Annotated in this window: 17 protein-coding genes, 3 tRNA genes and 1 riboswitch; of the genes, 17 read left to right on the top strand and 3 right to left on the bottom strand. The window is 56.4% G+C overall.

Annotation, left to right across the window (positions count from 1 at the left end; genetic code table 11):
- Positions 1–89: 89 nt before the first annotated feature.
- From ACO6BQ_RS09060 to ACO6BQ_RS09005, 12 genes are all read left to right on the top strand, one after another.
- Positions 90–1,292, top strand: a complete 1,203-nt coding sequence (locus ACO6BQ_RS09060; protein WP_489120542.1) for a glycosyltransferase — start codon at positions 90–92, stop codon at positions 1,290–1,292.
- Entirely contained in the window at positions 1,235–2,314 is a 1,080-nt protein-coding gene (locus ACO6BQ_RS09055; RefSeq protein ID WP_489120541.1) for a CgeB family protein, read from the top strand. The genes ACO6BQ_RS09060 and ACO6BQ_RS09055 overlap by 58 nt, the downstream gene beginning before the upstream one ends.
- Positions 2,315–2,406: 92 nt before the next feature.
- Positions 2,407–4,356, top strand: a complete 1,950-nt coding sequence (htpG, locus tag ACO6BQ_RS09050; protein ID WP_489120540.1) for a molecular chaperone HtpG — start codon at positions 2,407–2,409, stop codon at positions 4,354–4,356.
- 9 nt (positions 4,357–4,365) lie between these two features.
- The gene (locus ACO6BQ_RS09045) at positions 4,366–5,037 is read left to right on the top strand and encodes a TerC family protein (RefSeq protein ID WP_489120539.1); all 672 of its coding nucleotides are present in this window, start codon (positions 4,366–4,368) and stop codon (positions 5,035–5,037) included.
- A 1-nt stretch (position 5,038) separates the two neighbouring features.
- Positions 5,039–5,425 (top strand): dihydroxyacetone kinase phosphoryl donor subunit DhaM, encoded by a 387-nt coding sequence (dhaM, locus tag ACO6BQ_RS09040; protein WP_489120538.1) that lies wholly within the window; start codon positions 5,039–5,041, stop codon positions 5,423–5,425.
- A 37-nt stretch (positions 5,426–5,462) separates the two neighbouring features.
- Positions 5,463–5,603: riboswitch (FMN riboswitch) on the top strand.
- 103 nt (positions 5,604–5,706) lie between these two features.
- The gene (gene ribD, locus ACO6BQ_RS09035; protein ID WP_489120537.1) at positions 5,707–6,810 is read left to right on the top strand and encodes a bifunctional diaminohydroxyphosphoribosylaminopyrimidine deaminase/5-amino-6-(5-phosphoribosylamino)uracil reductase RibD; all 1,104 of its coding nucleotides are present in this window, start codon (positions 5,707–5,709) and stop codon (positions 6,808–6,810) included.
- A gap of 9 nt (positions 6,811–6,819) precedes the next feature.
- Complete coding sequence (locus ACO6BQ_RS09030) at positions 6,820–7,455, top strand: riboflavin synthase (protein ID WP_489120535.1); 636 nt, start codon at positions 6,820–6,822, stop codon at positions 7,453–7,455.
- 10 nt (positions 7,456–7,465) lie between these two features.
- A complete protein-coding gene (locus tag ACO6BQ_RS09025) occupies positions 7,466–8,683 on the top strand; it encodes a bifunctional 3,4-dihydroxy-2-butanone-4-phosphate synthase/GTP cyclohydrolase II (protein WP_489120534.1) in 1,218 nt (405 codons plus the stop codon).
- A 1-nt stretch (position 8,684) separates the two neighbouring features.
- Positions 8,685–9,149, top strand: coding sequence for a 6,7-dimethyl-8-ribityllumazine synthase (ribH, locus tag ACO6BQ_RS09020; RefSeq protein WP_489120532.1), 465 nt, complete (start codon positions 8,685–8,687; stop codon positions 9,147–9,149).
- Between the two features lie 4 nt (positions 9,150–9,153).
- Positions 9,154–9,717: a phosphodiesterase gene (yfcE, locus tag ACO6BQ_RS09015; protein ID WP_489120531.1), complete on the top strand. Its 564-nt coding sequence runs from the start codon at positions 9,154–9,156 to the stop codon at positions 9,715–9,717.
- An 8-nt stretch (positions 9,718–9,725) separates the two neighbouring features.
- Entirely contained in the window at positions 9,726–10,631 is a 906-nt protein-coding gene (gene hslO, locus ACO6BQ_RS09010) for an Hsp33 family molecular chaperone HslO (protein WP_489120530.1), read from the top strand.
- Complete coding sequence (locus ACO6BQ_RS09005) at positions 10,628–11,362, top strand: M48 family metallopeptidase (RefSeq protein ID WP_489120529.1); 735 nt, start codon at positions 10,628–10,630, stop codon at positions 11,360–11,362. The genes hslO and ACO6BQ_RS09005 overlap by 4 nt, the downstream gene beginning before the upstream one ends.
- Before the next feature lie 39 nt (positions 11,363–11,401).
- Here the strand turns inward: ACO6BQ_RS09005 and ACO6BQ_RS09000 are convergent, their stop codons facing one another.
- Complete coding sequence (locus tag ACO6BQ_RS09000) at positions 11,402–11,950, bottom strand: beta-class carbonic anhydrase (protein ID WP_489120528.1); 549 nt, start codon at positions 11,948–11,950, stop codon at positions 11,402–11,404.
- Between the two features lie 117 nt (positions 11,951–12,067).
- Positions 12,068–12,259, bottom strand: coding sequence for a 50S ribosomal protein L28 (gene rpmB / locus ACO6BQ_RS08995; RefSeq protein ID WP_489120527.1), 192 nt, complete (start codon positions 12,257–12,259; stop codon positions 12,068–12,070).
- Between the two features lie 288 nt (positions 12,260–12,547).
- On the opposite strand from rpmB, the gene codY reads away from it, so the two are divergent.
- The 5 genes from codY to ACO6BQ_RS08970 all read left to right on the top strand — a co-directional run bounded on the left by codY (position 12,548) and on the right by ACO6BQ_RS08970 (position 14,439).
- Positions 12,548–13,378 (top strand): GTP-sensing pleiotropic transcriptional regulator CodY, encoded by an 831-nt coding sequence (gene codY, locus ACO6BQ_RS08990; RefSeq protein ID WP_489120525.1) that lies wholly within the window; start codon positions 12,548–12,550, stop codon positions 13,376–13,378.
- 120 nt (positions 13,379–13,498) lie between these two features.
- Positions 13,499–13,573, top strand: a tRNA-Glu gene (locus ACO6BQ_RS08985).
- 5 nt (positions 13,574–13,578) lie between these two features.
- A tRNA-Asp gene (locus ACO6BQ_RS08980) sits at positions 13,579–13,655 on the top strand.
- Between the two features lie 11 nt (positions 13,656–13,666).
- Positions 13,667–13,742, top strand: a tRNA-Phe gene (locus ACO6BQ_RS08975).
- Between the two features lie 85 nt (positions 13,743–13,827).
- On the top strand, positions 13,828–14,439 hold the full coding sequence (locus tag ACO6BQ_RS08970; RefSeq protein WP_489120524.1) for a DedA family protein: 612 nt from the start codon (positions 13,828–13,830) through the stop codon (positions 14,437–14,439).
- A gap of 114 nt (positions 14,440–14,553) precedes the next feature.
- Here the strand turns inward: ACO6BQ_RS08970 and brnQ are convergent, their stop codons facing one another.
- On the bottom strand, positions 14,554–15,921 hold the full coding sequence (gene brnQ, locus ACO6BQ_RS08965) for a branched-chain amino acid transport system II carrier protein (RefSeq protein WP_489120523.1): 1,368 nt from the start codon (positions 15,919–15,921) through the stop codon (positions 14,554–14,556).
- Positions 15,922–16,079: the final 158 nt, after the last annotated feature.

The following is a 16,079-nucleotide window of genomic DNA, read 5'->3' as shown; positions in this document are numbered from 1 at the left end:
TCGGGCAAAAAAGATGCGTCAAGATGGCGTGGCTGAATTTATCAGTGCTTCCCTAATACAAAGGAAGATAATGAGATGGGAGAGCCACAATGCGGATACTGCTGGCGAATTTCTCAAAGATGGTCGGAGATACGGGCGGTGCGGCGAAGGTGAATGCCGCGTTTGCGAATGAGATGGTGCGACGTGGTCATACGGTGACGACGGTCTATACGGACGACCGCGAGGGAGCGTTTTTCTACCCACTCAACGAGCGTGTCACTGCATACAATCTCCAGCATTTTCGCGGAAAGCACTGCACGTTCCCGACTGCGCTCAAGATTAAGCGCGAGGTTCTGCGTACGTTCGGTCAGCGATATGGACATTTGGTCAATAACGAATTTATCGAAAAATATCTGCATCCGCAGATTCGGGAGGTTCTTGCGGAGGCGCGACCGGATCTTGTCATATGCTTTCAAATCGCCTCTGCAAAGACGTTTCTATGCGATCTTGGGATCAAGACACCTGTGATCATCATGGCACATGGGGATACAAGAGACTACTTCTACAACTATCCCGATGCCGAAGTGGCATCGCTTCGTCACGCCGCTGTCTGTCAGGCGCTCCTCCCTGCGTTTGCAGAGCCGATTCGGGACTATGTCGCCGGTTTTCCCGTGCGGGTCGAGGTCATTGGCAATGTCGTTCCGCAGTATGCACAGCAGGCAGATCTGGCGCGTGAGAAGGAAACATATAAGGTCGTCTTTGTCGGACGGCTCGTCCGCAACATCAAACAGCCGCATTTGCTCATTCAGGCATTTATACGCATTGCGGCGGAGTTTCCCAACTGGACGCTCGAACTCTGGGGGGCGGAGGATAAGAGGCATTATCAGAAAAAACTGCAGCGTATGGTGGAGGAGGCGGGGCTTGCTGCACGCATCCGCTTTTGCGGGATCACGCAGGATGTGCCGCGTGTTCTGGAGGGGGCGGATCTCTACGTCATGCCAAGCGCACGTGAGGGTTTTGGAATGGCACTGGCCGAGGCTCTCAGTATGGGACTTCCTGCCGTCGGATTTCGCAGCTGTATCGCAGTGCGTGCACTTCTCCGCGACGGAGAAAGTGGACTCCTCGCAGCGGACGGGGCAGAACCTCTTGCAGAGAAAATGGCGGTGCTCATGCGCGACCGCGATTTGCGCGTACGGATGGGGGCGGCGGCGCGTGCATCCATGCGTGTCTATGCGCCCGAGGTAATATGGGCACAGTGGGAGAAGCTGATGGAGAGCGTTGTTTTGAGAGTGGAGCAGAGGTGTCGAGGATGAATGCTCTATGCTGGATTAGTTCACGAAATGATGGCATCTTACATATTACAGATAGTCTGCGGCAAATGGGGCATACAGTATATTTCTTTCCAACAGAGGCGTATCGTGAGATTTGTTCGTATCCCCAAAAAAAATTGGATAAACTTGGTTTTCATGCCGGAAGAGAAGCATATCTTGAAAAATGGCGGGATAAGTTGAGGTCTGTTCTAAGCGGAGCACGTCCGGATTTGGCATTGTTTATAGGCAGCCCGTGTGCCGTGATGACACCGCAGGAATTGCAGAGCTTACAGATGTCTGTTCCGACCGTATGCTGGTTTGTCGATGCGATAAAAGAGAGCGAGGATCGTGAATATCTGCCGTATTATGATCGTGTGTTTGTATTTGAAAAGCGGGATGTTGTTTATCTGAGAAATCATCACAATATTGAAGCCATGTATTGTCCAGTTGGTTACAATTCAGCCTATGAATACACGGAAAAGCAGCAGGAAAAGGACATTGACATTGTTTTTGTGGGGTCTCCTTTCAAAAACCGACTGCGTATACTGGAGGAGTTCTGCATGCACGCGAACTTGAATCACTGGAAGGTGGCAATATATGGTCCCTTCTATGAGAAAAAATATTTTTGGAAGAGTTGTCTTTTTCAGCGTCATTACCCTCACATTATGAAATACCTTTACAACGGACGTATTGCACCAGAGTGCACAGCCTCTCTATATGTGCGTTCCAAAATATGTCTTAACATCCACCTTCCTGCACATAAGGGAGTCAATCCACGCACGTTCGAGATCATGGCGACGGGCAGTTTTCAGCTCATTGACAAACGCGAGGACTATGCGGGGCTTGTGCCTGAGCAGGACATGGCGGTCTTTCACTCGACGGCGGAACTGATCGAAAAGATTTCATATTATCTTGCGCACGAAGATGAGCGCGAGCGGATCGCCGCACACGGACACGCTGCCGTTCTTGATCGGTACAGTATGGAGGCGTCTTTGAATCGGATACTCAATGATTGCAGAGAATAACTTGCTTTTGACTTTTTGTCATTTTTCGTGTACTATATACGGAGCTTCGAATTGTATACATAGGACAATAAATACAAGGGGAGAATGATACCATGGCAAAGGAAACATTTGAGTTTCAAGCCGAGACAAAGCAGCTGCTCGATCTGATGATCCACTCGATCTACACGAATCGCGAGATTTTCCTGCGTGAGCTGATTTCGAATGCGTCGGATGCGATGGACAAGCTGCATTTCGAGAGCCTGACGAACCGCGATATGCTTGAGGGCAATGAGAACTATGAGATTTTCCTCGTGCCCGACAAGGAGACGGGGACGCTGACAATCTCGGACAGCGGCATCGGCATGTCGCGTGCGGAGGTTGTGGAGAACATCGGCACGATTGCAAAGTCGGGCACAAAGGCGTTCATGGAGCAGCTCGCCAAGGCGAAGGAGGAGAGCGGCGGCACACCCGACAAGGAACTAATCGGGCAGTTCGGCGTGGGCTTCTACTCGGCATTCATGGTCGCGGAGCGTGTGACGATTGTGACACGCCGTGCGGGCGACAGCCAAGCGACGCGCTGGGAGTCGACGGGCGACGGCAGCTATACGATCGAGGACGCGGAGAAGGAGCAGCGCGGTACGACGGTCACGATCCATCTCGCGAAGGAGTTCACGGAGGGCGAGACGGACTACACGGATACGTTCGAGCTCGAGAGCCTCGTGAAGAAGTATTCGGACTATGTGCGCTATCCGATCCGCATGAACGTCACGACGGAGGAGATGCCGCGCGACGATGAGGGGAAGATCATCGAGGGCGCGGAGAAGATCAAGAAGACGGAGCTGCGCACGCTGAACTCGATGCAGCCGCTCTGGACGCGTGCGAAGTCCGAGATCAAGCCGGAGGAGTACAACGATTTCTTCCGCGACCAGTTCCACGAGTGGGAAGCACCGATGGAGGTGTTCCACACGAAGGCGGAGGGCACAGTGGAGTATACGGCACTCCTTGAGATCCCGGCGCGTGCGCCGTTCAACCTCTATCAGGCGGACTACGAGCCGGGGATTCAGCTTTACTCGCGCCATGTGTTCATCATGGACAAATGCAAGGATCTCCTGCCGGACTATCTGCGTTTCGTCAAGGGGCTTGTAGACTCGCCCGATCTCTCGCTGAATATCTCGCGTGAACTCTTGCAGCAGAGCCGCGAGCTCAAGACCATCGGTCGTGCGCTTGAGAAAAATGTACTCAAGACGCTCGGCAAGAAACTGGAGAAGAACCGCGAGGACTACGAGAAGTTCTGGAACGAATACGGGCGGATGCTCAAGATCGGCGTCTACAACAGCATGTATGCAGGGCGCGACACGGTGGACAAGCTGAAGGATCTCCTGCTCTTCCACAGCTCGAAGGAGGGGGCTCTCGTCTCTCTGAAGGAGTACGCCCAACGTATGCCCGAGAGCCAGAAGAGCATCTACTATGCGACGGCGAAGGATCAGGCGACGATTGAGCAGCTGCCGCAGATGGAGCAGCTGCGCGAGCGCGGGCTTGAGGTGTTGTTCCTGCTCGACCCCGTGGATGAGTTTGCAATCGAGACGGTGCATGAGTACGAGGGGAAAAACTTCCACTCGATCAGCCGCGGCGACTTCGACCTCGGCGATGCGGAGAGCGAGGCGGCGAAGAAGGAGACCGAGGACATCGCCAAGGCGAACGACGATCTCATCAAGGACGTGAAGGAAGCCATCGGCGACAAGGTTGCCGAGGTCAAGATCTCACAGCGCCTGCGCTCGAGCGCGGTCTGTCTGGTTGCGGATGAGGCGGGACCGTCGCTGTCGATGGAGCAGACCTTTGCCGAGATGAACAATCCGATGTTCAAGGCACGGCGCATCCTTGAGATCAACCCGCATCACGACCTCTTTGCGAAGCTGAAAGACCTGCACGCGGCGGGCAAGGACAGCGAGGAGTTCAAGGACTACTGCGACCTGCTCTATACGCAGGCACTGCTGATTGAGGGCATCCTGCCGGAGAATCCCGTCGCCTTTGCGCAGAAGCTCGCAAAGATGATGGCAAAATAAGGAGAAGCTGTGGAAGTCGAACTCTTTTCGTCGCAGTTCTTTGTGGCGCTCTTTTCGATTATTATTCTTGATCTTGTGCTTGCGGGGGACAACGCCGTTGTCATTGCGATGGCGTCGAACCGTCTCCCTATGCATCTGAGGAAGCGTGCGATCTACGTCGGTACGGCGGGTGCAATTATCATCCGTCTCATTATGACGTTCTTCGCCGTGCAGCTGCTCTCCGTGCCGTATCTGCAGGCACTCGGAGGACTCATTCTGCTGCCGATTGCGGTGAAGCTGATGAAGCCGTCGGGCGGCGAGGAGCATATTGATGCAGCGGATACGTTCGCGGGTGCGGTCAAGACCATCATCATCGCGGATGCGGCGATGGGCGTGGACAACGTGATTGCGATTGCAGGCGCATCGCATGGCGATTTTCTGCTCGTTGTGCTTGGTCTCATTATTAGCATCCCCATCGTCGTGGGCGGAAGTCAGCTGATCGGCACGCTGATGGATAAATATCCCGTGCTTGTGGTGCTCGGCACGGCAATTCTCGGATGGACAGGCGGCACGATGATCGTGCATGACCGCACGATCGGTGTCATGATATTGGAGGCTGTCCCACAGGCAGCGACACTCCTGCCCGCAGCACTTGCGGGTGCGGTGTGCGGCATCGGCGGCTATTTGCAGCGGAGAAAATAATATGGTCGGACTTGTGATTGTAACGCACAGTGCCGCGCTCGCCCACGGTGTCGCCGAGACCTGCCGTATGATGGCAAAGGACGCACGCATTGCGATTGCGGGCGGCATGGAGGACGGCGGTTTCGGGACGAGCTATGCGCGGATCGTTGCGGCGATCGACGCAGTGTATGGCGCGGATGGCGTTGTCATTCTCATGGATGCCGGCAGCTCTATCCTCACGGTCGAGACGATTGTGGAGGAGATGTCGGAGCGTCGCCTGCGCATGGCGGACTGTCCCGTTGTTGAGGGAAGTGTCGTGGCCGCGATTGCTGCGGTCTGCGGCGGCAGTCTCGACGAGGTTGTGCAGCGTGCGGAGGAGACGCGCAGCGCGGTTAAGATTGCCGATTGACACGGCGAATCCAGAGTGTTACAATAGCATATGAACGATGCTCTTTGAGGCGGGGTGCAAATCCCCACCGGCGGTACAGCCCGCAAGCCACTCGCGAGAGCGGCACGATTCGGTGTAATTCCGAAGCCGACAGTGAAGAAGGCAGTTGCCTTTGCAGTCTGGATGAGAAAAGGCGCGTCTATGAGAGGAGGCACGAATATAGTTCGTGTCTTGTCAGGACGATTTATGTGCCGCCGGAGGAGGATTCTTCCGGCGGCATTTTTATTTGAAATGGGATTGCTATGAACGACATTGACGAATCCTATATGCGCGAGGCTCTGCATCTGGCAGAGTTTGCACGCGGTCGCACGGCGCCGAATCCGCTCGTCGGCGCGGTCATCGTACGGGAGGGCACGATCGTCGCAAGTGGGTGGCATCGTGCGGCGGGTGAGCCGCATGCGGAGATTCACGCCCTGCGGATGGCGGGAGAACTCGCGCGCGGGGCGACCCTCTATGTGACGCTCGAGCCGTGCGCCCATCACGGGCGTACGGGACCATGCGCCGAGGCGGTGATTGCGGCGGGCATTGTACGTGTCGTTATCGCCCTGCGCGATCCGAATCCGCTCGTTGCGGGACGGGGGCTTGCCCTTCTCAAGGAGGCGGGCATCGAGGTTGCAACGGGCGTGTGTGAGGCAGAGGCACGACGGCAGAACGAGGTATTCCTCAAGTGGGTGACACAGAAACGCCCCTTTGTCACGCTCAAAACAGCGATGACGCTCGACGGCAAAATTGCAAGTCATACGGGAGCGTCCCAGTGGATCACGGGAGAGACGGCACGCGCCCGTGTGCACGAGTACCGCAACGAATACGATGCGATTCTGGTCGGCATCGGTACGGTGCTTGCAGACAATCCGAGTCTTACGACGCGCCTTGAGGGGCGTACGGGACGCAATCCCCTGCGGATTGTGCTCGACTCTGAGGGACGCACGCCGCGCGATGCAAAACTCGTGACGGACTGTGCAGCACCGACCTTGATCGTCGTGAGTGAGCGCGCCGATCAGCGGCGCGTCAGGCTTCTTCATGCGTGCGGTGTGGAGACGCTGACCCTCGGTGCAGAGCGTGTGGACATCGCCGCTCTGCTTGACTACCTCGGTGGGCGTGAGATCACATCGCTTTTTGTCGAGGGCGGTGGAACGGTCAACTGGTCGTTCCTTGCAGGTGGCTATGTGGACAAGGTGCACGCCTTTATCGCACCGATGCTGATGGGGGGCGCGGCAGCAAAAACGCCTGTCAGTGGAACGGGATTTGACAGTCCGCAGACGGCACTGCACCTGCATGATGTGACCGTTGAGCAGCTGGGCGCGGACATTCTCGTCACGGGGGATCCGCGTGCATCGGCAGAGTGAGGGGGCGGCATGTTTACAGGAATCATTGAGGAAGTCGGCACCTTTGGCGGACTTTCGGGCGGCAATATTGCCATCGGTGCAAAGCTCGTTCAATCGGACGCGCACATCGGCGACAGCATTGCCGTCAACGGGATCTGCCTTACGGTGACGCAGTTCGACGCGCACGGCTTTCGTGCGGCGGTCATGCCCGAGACCGTACGGCGGACATCGCTCGCGGGGCTCATGCGCGGTGCGCCGCTCAATCTCGAACGTGCGCTGCTCCCAACGACGCGGCTCGGCGGACACTTTGTCAGCGGACACATCGACGGTGTGGGAGAGATCACGGAGATGCGCGAGGAGGGAAACGCCATCCTGATGACGGTTGCGGCAGACGCTGCAATTCTGCGCGGCATTGTAGAGAAGGGCTCGGTTGCGCTTGACGGCATCAGCCTCACGGTTGCGCGGGTGGGGGCGGCGAATTTTACCGTCAGCCTGATTCCGCACACACGCACGGTGACGAATCTCGGTGCAAAGCGCATTGGCAGTCCGCTGAACATTGAGACGGACATCCTTGGGAAATACGCGCTGAAGCTGCTCGGCGGCGAAAATTCTGCCGTAAGGAGCACAGGGCTTACACGGGACTTCCTTTTACAAAATGGCTTTTAGGAGAGATAGCATGTCAGATTTTGCAACGATTGCACAGGCAATCGAGGACATTAAGAACGGCAAGATGCTCGTTGTCGTGGACGATGAGGATCGTGAAAACGAAGGCGATATTATCGTTGCCGCCGAGATGCTCACACCCGAGCATATGAACTTCATGGCGACGCACGCACGCGGGCTGATCTGCACACCGATCGCGGGCAGCCGTCTCGATGAACTTGAGATCGGTCAGATGGTGGAGAACAATACGGACAATCACGAGACAGCCTTCACGGTCAGTGTCGATGCCTACGATACCACAACGGGCATCTCCGCGTTTGAGCGGTGCCATACGGTGAAGATGTTGATTGACCCTGCGGCAAAGCCCGCGCATTTTCGCCGTCCGGGGCACATCTTCCCACTGCGGACGGTCGAGGGCGGTGTGTTGCGCCGCGCGGGGCACACGGAGGCGACGGTGGATCTCGCGCGTCTAGCGGGGCTGTTCCCTGCGGGGATGTGCTGCGAGATCATGGCGGACGACGGGCACATGATGCGCACGCCTGAGCTGAAAGAATTTGCAAAAAAACACGGGCTAAACATCATTACCATCGCCGACCTCATCGAGTACCGCAAGCATACGGAGACGTTTGTCCATCGCATTTCGGACGTGGATTTCCCAAGCAAATATGGGCATTTCCGTTTGCTTGCGTATGAGAACACGCTCAACAGCCGCTGTGATCTCGCCGTTGTCAAGGGCGATGTGCGCGGCAAGGAGAACGTGCTCGTACGCGTGCACTCGGAGTGTCTGACGGGCGATGCGCTCGGCTCGATGCGCTGTGACTGCGGCGACCAGCTGGCGGCGGCGATGCGGCAGATCGAGGCGGAGGGCGAGGGTGTCGTCCTCTATGTGCGGCAGGAGGGGCGCGGCATCGGTCTCGCGAACAAGATGCGTGCCTACGCACTGCAGGATCAGGGACGTGATACGGTCGAGGCGAATGTCGAACTCGGCTTTGCGCCGGATCTGCGCGACTATGGACTCGGTGCGCAGATTCTCGCCGACCTCGGACTCACGACCATTCGCCTTATGACAAACAACCCCGCGAAGCGTGCGGGACTTGAGGGCTACGGTCTGAAGATTGTCGAGCGCGTGCCGATCGTCATGAGTACACATGACTTTGATCGCAAGTATATGACGGTGAAGAAGGAAAAGATGGGACATATCCTCAGCGATGAGGAATTGGGAGGAAATTGATATGGCAAACATCATCGAAGGATTTATCAGTGGAAAAGGTCTGAAGTTCGGCATCGTGGCGGGTCGTTTTAACGAGTTCATCGTAAGTAAACTGGTCGGCGGAGCACTCGATACGCTCCACCGTCACGAGACGGCGGACAGCGATATTGACGTAGCATGGGTGCCGGGGGCGTTCGAGATCCCCATTGCGGCAAAGAAGATGGCGGAGAGCGGCAAATACGATGCGGTGCTCTGCCTCGGGGCGGTCATTCGCGGCTCGACGACGCATTACGATTACGTCTGCAGCGAGGTGTCGAAGGGAGTCGCACAGGTCGGCCTCCAGACGGGTGTTCCGACGATCTTTGGCGTGGTGACGACGGAGAACATCGAACAGGCGATTGAGCGCGCGGGCACGAAGGCGGGCAACAAGGGCGCGGATGCCGCGATGGCGGCAATGGAGATGGCAAGTCTCCTCGGAAAGCTGTGACACTATGAAGATCGGCATACTCAGCGATACGCACGGGCATGAGGGCGCATGGGTACGCGCGTGCGAGAAGTTCTTCACGGGCGCGGATCTGATTCTCCACGCGGGCGATGTCGCCTACCACGGACCGCGCAACCCGATGAAGGAGGACTACAATCCGATGGGGCTGATCGAGCGCATCAACACATCCGAGATCCCCGTCATCATCGCCAAGGGCAACTGCGACTCCGACGTGGATGCGAGCTGTCTCGAACTGCCCGTCATGTCTCCCTATGCCTACGTCGTATGGGAGGGGCGGCGCATCATCGTCACGCACGGCGATGCTGTCATGACCGATGCGGAAAAGGACAGGGTGGCAAAGCATCTGCGGGCAGACCTCTTTATCAGCGGCCACGTCCACATCAACGTGCTCGAAAAACGCGGCAATACCGTGTTCCTCAATCCCGGATCTGCTGCACTCTCGAAGCGTCCTGACGGGCGCAACACCGTTGCGGTGCTTGAGGAGGGGATAATTCGAATTTTTGATATAGATACGGGCGACGTTCTGCATGAGCTCGCACTCGATTGGTAAGGATACATATGGATCAACTGATTAAGGCAACGGCGGCAAATGGAGAGGTACGTGCGTTTGCGGCGGTGACGACGGATGTGGTTGCCGAGGCGATGCGGCGGCACGACTGCTATCCCGTCGCAGCAGCGGCACTCGGGCGCACGATGACGGGCGCACTCCTCTTTGCAGCGAATCTCAAGAACAAGGAATCCGTTACCGTGAAGTTCAAGGGGGACGGACCGCTTGGCACAGTGACGGCGGACGCGACGGCGGAGGGCTCTGTGCGCGGTTATGTTGACCATCCGCACGCGCATTTGCCGCTCAACTCCCACGGCAAGATCGACGTGGGTGGCGGCATTGGCGCGGGGGTTCTCTCGGTCACGCGCTTCACGGGTCTGAAAGAGCCTGTGACGGGCAGTGTCGACATTACGAACGGAGAGGTTGCGGAGGATCTCATCAACTATCTCTACACTTCCGAGCAGACACCGTCCTCCATCGGGCTCGGCGTGCTCGTCAGCCCGGAGCTGAAATGTCTCGGCGCGGGCGGTTTCTTCATCCAGCCCCTGCCGGGCGCATCGGACGAGGTGATCGACCGTCTTGAGGAGAATCTGAAGGGGATTTCCTCTGTTTCCCACATGGTCGAGGAGGGGCTGGATGCTGCGGGCATCGCCGGAAAAATCCTCGGTGGCTTCGACGATGTGAAGATCCTTTCGACCACCGACCTTGCGTTTCGCTGCAACTGCTCGAAGAACTACATCACCGACCGACTGCTGACACTCGGCGAGGAGGATCTGCGGGCACTGCGCGACGATGGCACGGCAGAGGTGAAATGCCACTTCTGCAACGAGGCATATACCTTTGACCGCGAGGATCTGAGCGTGATCTACAACGTTGCACAGAAGATGCGCGATATGCGTGCGCGTGGGCAGCTGTGAGGAAGCGTGTGCGCGTTGTGCGGGAGCAGCGTACCGTGTTGGACGGGATTCCTGCGTGGATTCGCTATAAGAATATCAAGAACCTCTACCTTCGCGTCCGTGACGGACACCTCGAGCTGAGTGTGCCGCAGCGGATGGCGCAGAGGGATATGGAGAACTTCGTCCGCCGCAGACGCGCATGGATTGAGGAGCGTCTGCGGCTTCTTGCTGTGTGCGCGGAGAAGCCTGTACCGCTCTACGTGGATGGGGAACGGATACGCCTCTGGGGTACGGAATATCCGCTTGTATGCGTGCCGCTTACACGTGGAAAGTCCTACGCTGAGTATGCTAATGGGACGATTGTACTTCATGTTTCGGAGACAGCGGATGTCGATGTGCGGCGTGCGGCAATCGAAGAGCTCTACCGTGCAGAGCTTGCGGCGGCCATCGAACGTGAAGCCCCCTCTTGTGAGACCGTTGTCGGCAAACACGCCGCACGCTGGCGCATCCGTGCGATGAAGACGCGGTGGGGCAGCTGCAATGTCCGCACGGCGGCGATCACGCTGAACCTTCAGCTCGCGCAGTATGACGTGCGTGCTCTCCGCTACGTTATCACGCATGAGCTCACGCACCTCTGGGTGCGCGGGCATGATGCACGCTTCTATGCACGCATGGATCAGTTTTTCCCGGACTGGCAGAATGTTCGTCGGGAACTGAATACGTGGGCACGTGAAGAGGGATTGATGGCATAAAAAAGAACGCTCCGTGTGAAGCGTTCTTTTTTTGTGCGATTACGTTGCTGCGCCGATCTTCTCGGCTTCCTCGCAGACGATGAGCCGGCCCGTATGCACATCGTAGATATAGCCGTGAATCGTGATGGAGGCGGGGACGAGCGGATGCGTGCGCAGACGGTGCACATCGCGGACAAGGTTCTCCTCGATCGTGTCGCTGATTGGCATGAAGTCAATGTAATGCGCCGCGTTCGCGTCAATCCCGTGCCTGTCCGCATCCGCCGCAAAGCGAGCACGCGCCTCATCGTTCGTAAATGTCTGCATCCCGCAGTGCGTATGCTGAATGATGAACCATTCGGTTGTTCCAAGCATTTCGTAGGAGACAAGGAGGGAGCGGATGGCATCCTCGCTGACGCGCCCGCCCGCATTGCGGATCACATTAGCCTCGCCCTCGGCGAGTCCTGCAAACTTTGCAGGATCGAGACGGCAGTCCATGCAGGTGACAACGGCGAAATGCCGCGTCGGATGGTGGGGCAGGCTGCCCTTGTCGCCAAAGTCTGCCGCATAGCGTTCATTTGCTGCAAAAATTTCCTTTACATTGGTGCTCAACAGAATCCTTCCTTTCACAATCCTCGACCGAATGAAAAATCTGTGCCAATCTGACGAGCTTCATTTTAAGAAAAAACCGCCCGGCAGTCCGGACGGTTTCCTCTATGCACTGATTGCTTACACGGCACGTTCGACGTTGCCGGAACGCAGACAGCGCGTACATACATTGACGTGTTTGACCTCACCCTTCACAAGGGCGCGGACACGCTGGATATTCGGCTTCCACTTGCGCTTCGTCTTCACATGGGAGTGGCTCACATTGTTGCCGCTCATCGAACCCTTGCCGCAGACCTCGCATACACTTGCCATTGCTACACCTCCTCGACGCGTACTTCACTCAAGTCACGCGCAATACCGTGTTATTATACTATGATTCACTCCATTAGGCAAGACACTGAAAAAATTTTTTCACCAGATGTCATAGCTTTCTATGGGACAATAGTAGGGTTTTATCGCTAGAAGATGAAAAACATTCAAGTTTTTCTTGAAATTTGGAAAAAAAGTAGTATTATATTTATAGAAGGAAAAATGTCTTTATACGGGGTGTGGTTATTTGTTTCGGGCTGTGCGGACAGTCCGCGAAAGAGGGGGATTCAGATGCTGTCATTGTTGGGAAAGACACGGCAGATCAATCGGCTGCTTCAGCGCTCGGAGAGCGTTGAGTACGACGGAATATCGCGCGTGTTGAGCAATGTCCTTGAGGCGAACGTCTATATCACGGATGAGGGTGGGAAAATTTGCGGATACGCCCTTTACGATGACGACGATGATCTCATGGTAAACGAAGCAATTGAGCTGGGGCAGTTCCCGCGCAAGTATGTGGACTGGCTCAACCGATTGGAGGAGACACACGCCAACATCCGCGTGGATGCGGAGGTCGTATCCTATGAAAAAGAGATGGCGGAGATGTTCCATGAGCAGAACATCGTCATCACGCCGATCTATGGCCCGCGACGCAGACTGGGGACACTCGTCGTGGCAAGCGGCAAGAAGGAGTTCGGGGATCCTGATCTCCTACTCTCGGAGTATGGTGCGACCGTCGTCGGCATGGAGATGCTGCGCGACGCATCGCAGAAGAGCGAGGTCGAGGCACGTCAGCGCGAGGCGGTACGCATCGCTGTGGAGACGCTCTCGTACTCCGAGCGCAAGGCGGCACACGCCATCCTGCAGGAGCTCGCAAGCCAAGGGAAGTTTGAGGGCAGACTGATCGCATCGCGCATCGCCGACGAGGCGAAGATTACGCGCTCGGTCATCGTCAATGCCCTGCGTAAATTCGAGTCGGCGGGCGTCATCGAGTCGAAGTCGCTCGGCATGAAGGGGACATTCGTGCGTGTCACGAATTCCTACCTGATGGAAAAACTGCCCGAGCTCGAGGAGTACGCTGCAGATGTCCAGTGGGCAAATCTCGGCAGCAGTCTCAATCTCTAAAACGCTGCCATTATAGCGCAAATAAAAGAGGTTGACAAGCGGTCAAAAATCCCATATAATTGCCTTCGTGAGTGAGCGGCGGATCCCCCCGCGGGTGTTCCGCCGTTTCTCATGATGTTCGGCGCGTTGGTCAAGTGGTTAAGACACCGCCCTTTCACGGCGGCTTCACGGGTTCGAATCCCGTACGCGTCACCAGATACGGCCCGGTAGTTTAGTTGGTTAGAATGCCGCCCTGTCACGGCGGAGGTCGTGGGTTCAAGTCCCATCCGGGTCGCCATTTTTCCTTTTGCCTCGGTAGCTCAGTTGGTAGAGCAGGGGACTGAAAATCCCCGTGTCAGTGGTTCGATTCCGCTCTGAGGCACCACTTTGGATTTGAATCTCCAGTACAGCAGTGCACTGGGGATTTTTTTGTAGAGAACTTCTTGCGTACACCCGAAGGAGATTATGCCGTGGAATATTTCTCTCAGATTTTTCTCTCGTTCATTGCGTCATGGGGCTACGTCGCTGTCGCCGTGCTCATGGCGGCGGAAAACGCCTGCATCCCGATTCCGAGCGAACTCATCCTTGGATTCGCGGGCTACCTTGTCTTTGCGGAGCATATGACATTCTCTGGTGCTCTGCTCGCGGGGATGGTCGGCGGTCTCCTCGGCTCCATCTTTGCCTATGAGGTCGGCGCGCGCGGCGGACGCCCCTTCGTAGACAAATACGGGAAATACTTCTTCATCAAGAAGTCCCACGTCGATACGGCACAGGACTGGTTTGACCGCTACGGGCTCAAGGCGGTGTTCTTCAGCCGTATGCTGCCCGTTATCCGCACGTTTATCTCGCTGCCGGCGGGGTTTGCGCGTGTCGATCCAAAGCGATTCTTCATCTATACGATTGCCGGCTCGCTCCCGTGGACGGCGGCGATTCTCTACGCAGGTATGATGCTCGGTGAGAACTGGACCGACCTCATGGAGTACGGGCATGAGGCGAGCCTCATCTTCGTCATCTGCTCCGTCATTGCCATTATTTATTTCTACCTCAAGTGGAAAAAGAAAAAGAAGCGTCACCTGCGCTGACTTATTCGATGTCCACCGCATGACGCTAGCCGCCCGCTCCGGTTTGGACACAAGAAAAGCGTCATCTGCATGAAAACTCGTGCAGGTGACGCTTTTTGTTTTATCCGTGTATCCCTATGCTTCCTTTACCGTCACCGGTGCTGTCTGAAAGAGTGAGACACCCCAACCGATGAGCGTGCCGACAATCGCGGGGCAGACCCAACCCATCATGATGGCGTAGAACGGGATGTACTCCACGAGCAGCGCATGGACGGGGGCACTGCTCAGCCCCGCCGCGTGCAGACCGTCGATCAGCGAGAACACGAGCGTCAGAGCCATTGCTCCCTGATAGATGCTCTTGCGCCAGCCGATGACGCGGTCAAAGAGTGAGAGAATGACGAACACGATGACGAGCGGATAGATCACAACGAGGAACGGAACGGCGAGCGCGATAATCTGCGTCAGGCCAACATTCGATGCGGCAAAACTGAACAGAATCGAGAAGAGGAGCAGACGCTCGTAGGAGATGCGTCCCTTCAGCAGCTTGTTGAAGAACATTGCCGCGCTCGAGGTGATGCCGCAGCAGGTCGTCAGGCACGCGAGGGCGATGATGACGGCGAGCAGGAGATTGCCTGCAGAGCCGAAGAATATGCCGACCGCGCCCGAGAGGATCTGACCGCCGTTCTCCGAGTGACCGAGCACCGAAGAACTCGTCGCGCCGATGTATGCAAGCGAACCGTAAACGATTGCCATGAGAGCAACAGTGATGAGCCCGGAGACGAGACAGGCGGCACCGATTGCGTGGCTGTCTGTAATCCCGCGCAGGCGCACGGCATTTGCCACGAGTGCACCGATGGCGATGGAGGCGAGCAGATCCATCGTCTGATAGCCGTCCTGGAATCCCTGCGCGAACGGTGCGTCAATATAGTTGCCTGTCGGTTGAAGCACATTTCCGAGCGGTGTATTGAATGCCTGCACAAAGAGGATGAGCAGCACGAGGAGGAGTGCTGGCGTCAGCATCTTGCCCACGCGGTCAATGATCTTGTTTGGATTCAGCGCGAGATAGTACGATGTCGCGAAGAAAATCGCTGTGTAGATGAACTGACCGAGCTCCAGATTTTCCTCGCCGAGGAAGGGGCGTATGCCGATCTCGAATGAGACAGCACCCGTACGGGGCATCGCGAAGAGCGGCCCGATGACGAGATAGAGAATGATGAGCAGTGTTGTCGCAAACATCGGCCATGTCTTTGCACGCAGCAGGGGGACGTACTCCCCACCCGCGAGTGCGATCGCCGTGATGCCGAGGAGCGGCAGACCGATGCCCGTCGTCATGAAGCCCAGCATCGCCATCAGTGTGTGGTCGCCCGCCGCCTGACCAAGTGCGGGCGGGAAGATCAGATTGCCTGCGCCGAAGTAGATGGAAAACATCATAAATCCAAGCGTCAAGAGGTCTTTCTTTTTGAGTGAGTTTATGGCAGTTCCCTCCAATATGAAAATACACATACAACAGCATAAAAAGCATTATCTTTCATTATCACAGAATACGTCGCCCCTGTCAAATGGTTACGAAAAAAGGCTCTTTGTCAAATGTTGTGGAGAAATATTATAGGGCGAATTGTCAAGTCAAGTGCAACACCTTATTGAAAAAGACTTCATAAGGA

The sequence above is a fragment of the Centipeda sp. (in: firmicutes) genome, from assembly GCF_057271695.1.
This window is presented reverse-complemented; position numbering and strand designations above follow the sequence as displayed.

Coding starts and splice junctions, on each gene's coding strand:
- htpG (WP_489120540.1), top strand. CDS start 2,407: ATGGCAAAGGAAACATTTGAGTTTCAAGCCGAGACAAAGCAGCTGCTC.
- yfcE (WP_489120531.1), top strand. CDS start 9,154: ATGAAGATCGGCATACTCAGCGATACGCACGGGCATGAGGGCGCATGG.
- dhaM (WP_489120538.1), top strand. CDS start 5,039: ATGGTCGGACTTGTGATTGTAACGCACAGTGCCGCGCTCGCCCACGGT.
- ribH (WP_489120532.1), top strand. CDS start 8,685: ATGGCAAACATCATCGAAGGATTTATCAGTGGAAAAGGTCTGAAGTTC.
- ACO6BQ_RS09030 (WP_489120535.1), top strand. CDS start 6,820: ATGTTTACAGGAATCATTGAGGAAGTCGGCACCTTTGGCGGACTTTCG.
- hslO (WP_489120530.1), top strand. CDS start 9,726: ATGGATCAACTGATTAAGGCAACGGCGGCAAATGGAGAGGTACGTGCG.
- codY (WP_489120525.1), top strand. CDS start 12,548: ATGCTGTCATTGTTGGGAAAGACACGGCAGATCAATCGGCTGCTTCAG.
- ACO6BQ_RS09060 (WP_489120542.1), top strand. CDS start 90: ATGCGGATACTGCTGGCGAATTTCTCAAAGATGGTCGGAGATACGGGC.
- ribD (WP_489120537.1), top strand. CDS start 5,707: ATGAACGACATTGACGAATCCTATATGCGCGAGGCTCTGCATCTGGCA.
- brnQ (WP_489120523.1), bottom strand. CDS start 15,921: ATGTGTATTTTCATATTGGAGGGAACTGCCATAAACTCACTCAAAAAG.
- rpmB (WP_489120527.1), bottom strand. CDS start 12,259: ATGGCAAGTGTATGCGAGGTCTGCGGCAAGGGTTCGATGAGCGGCAAC.
- ACO6BQ_RS09025 (WP_489120534.1), top strand. CDS start 7,466: ATGTCAGATTTTGCAACGATTGCACAGGCAATCGAGGACATTAAGAAC.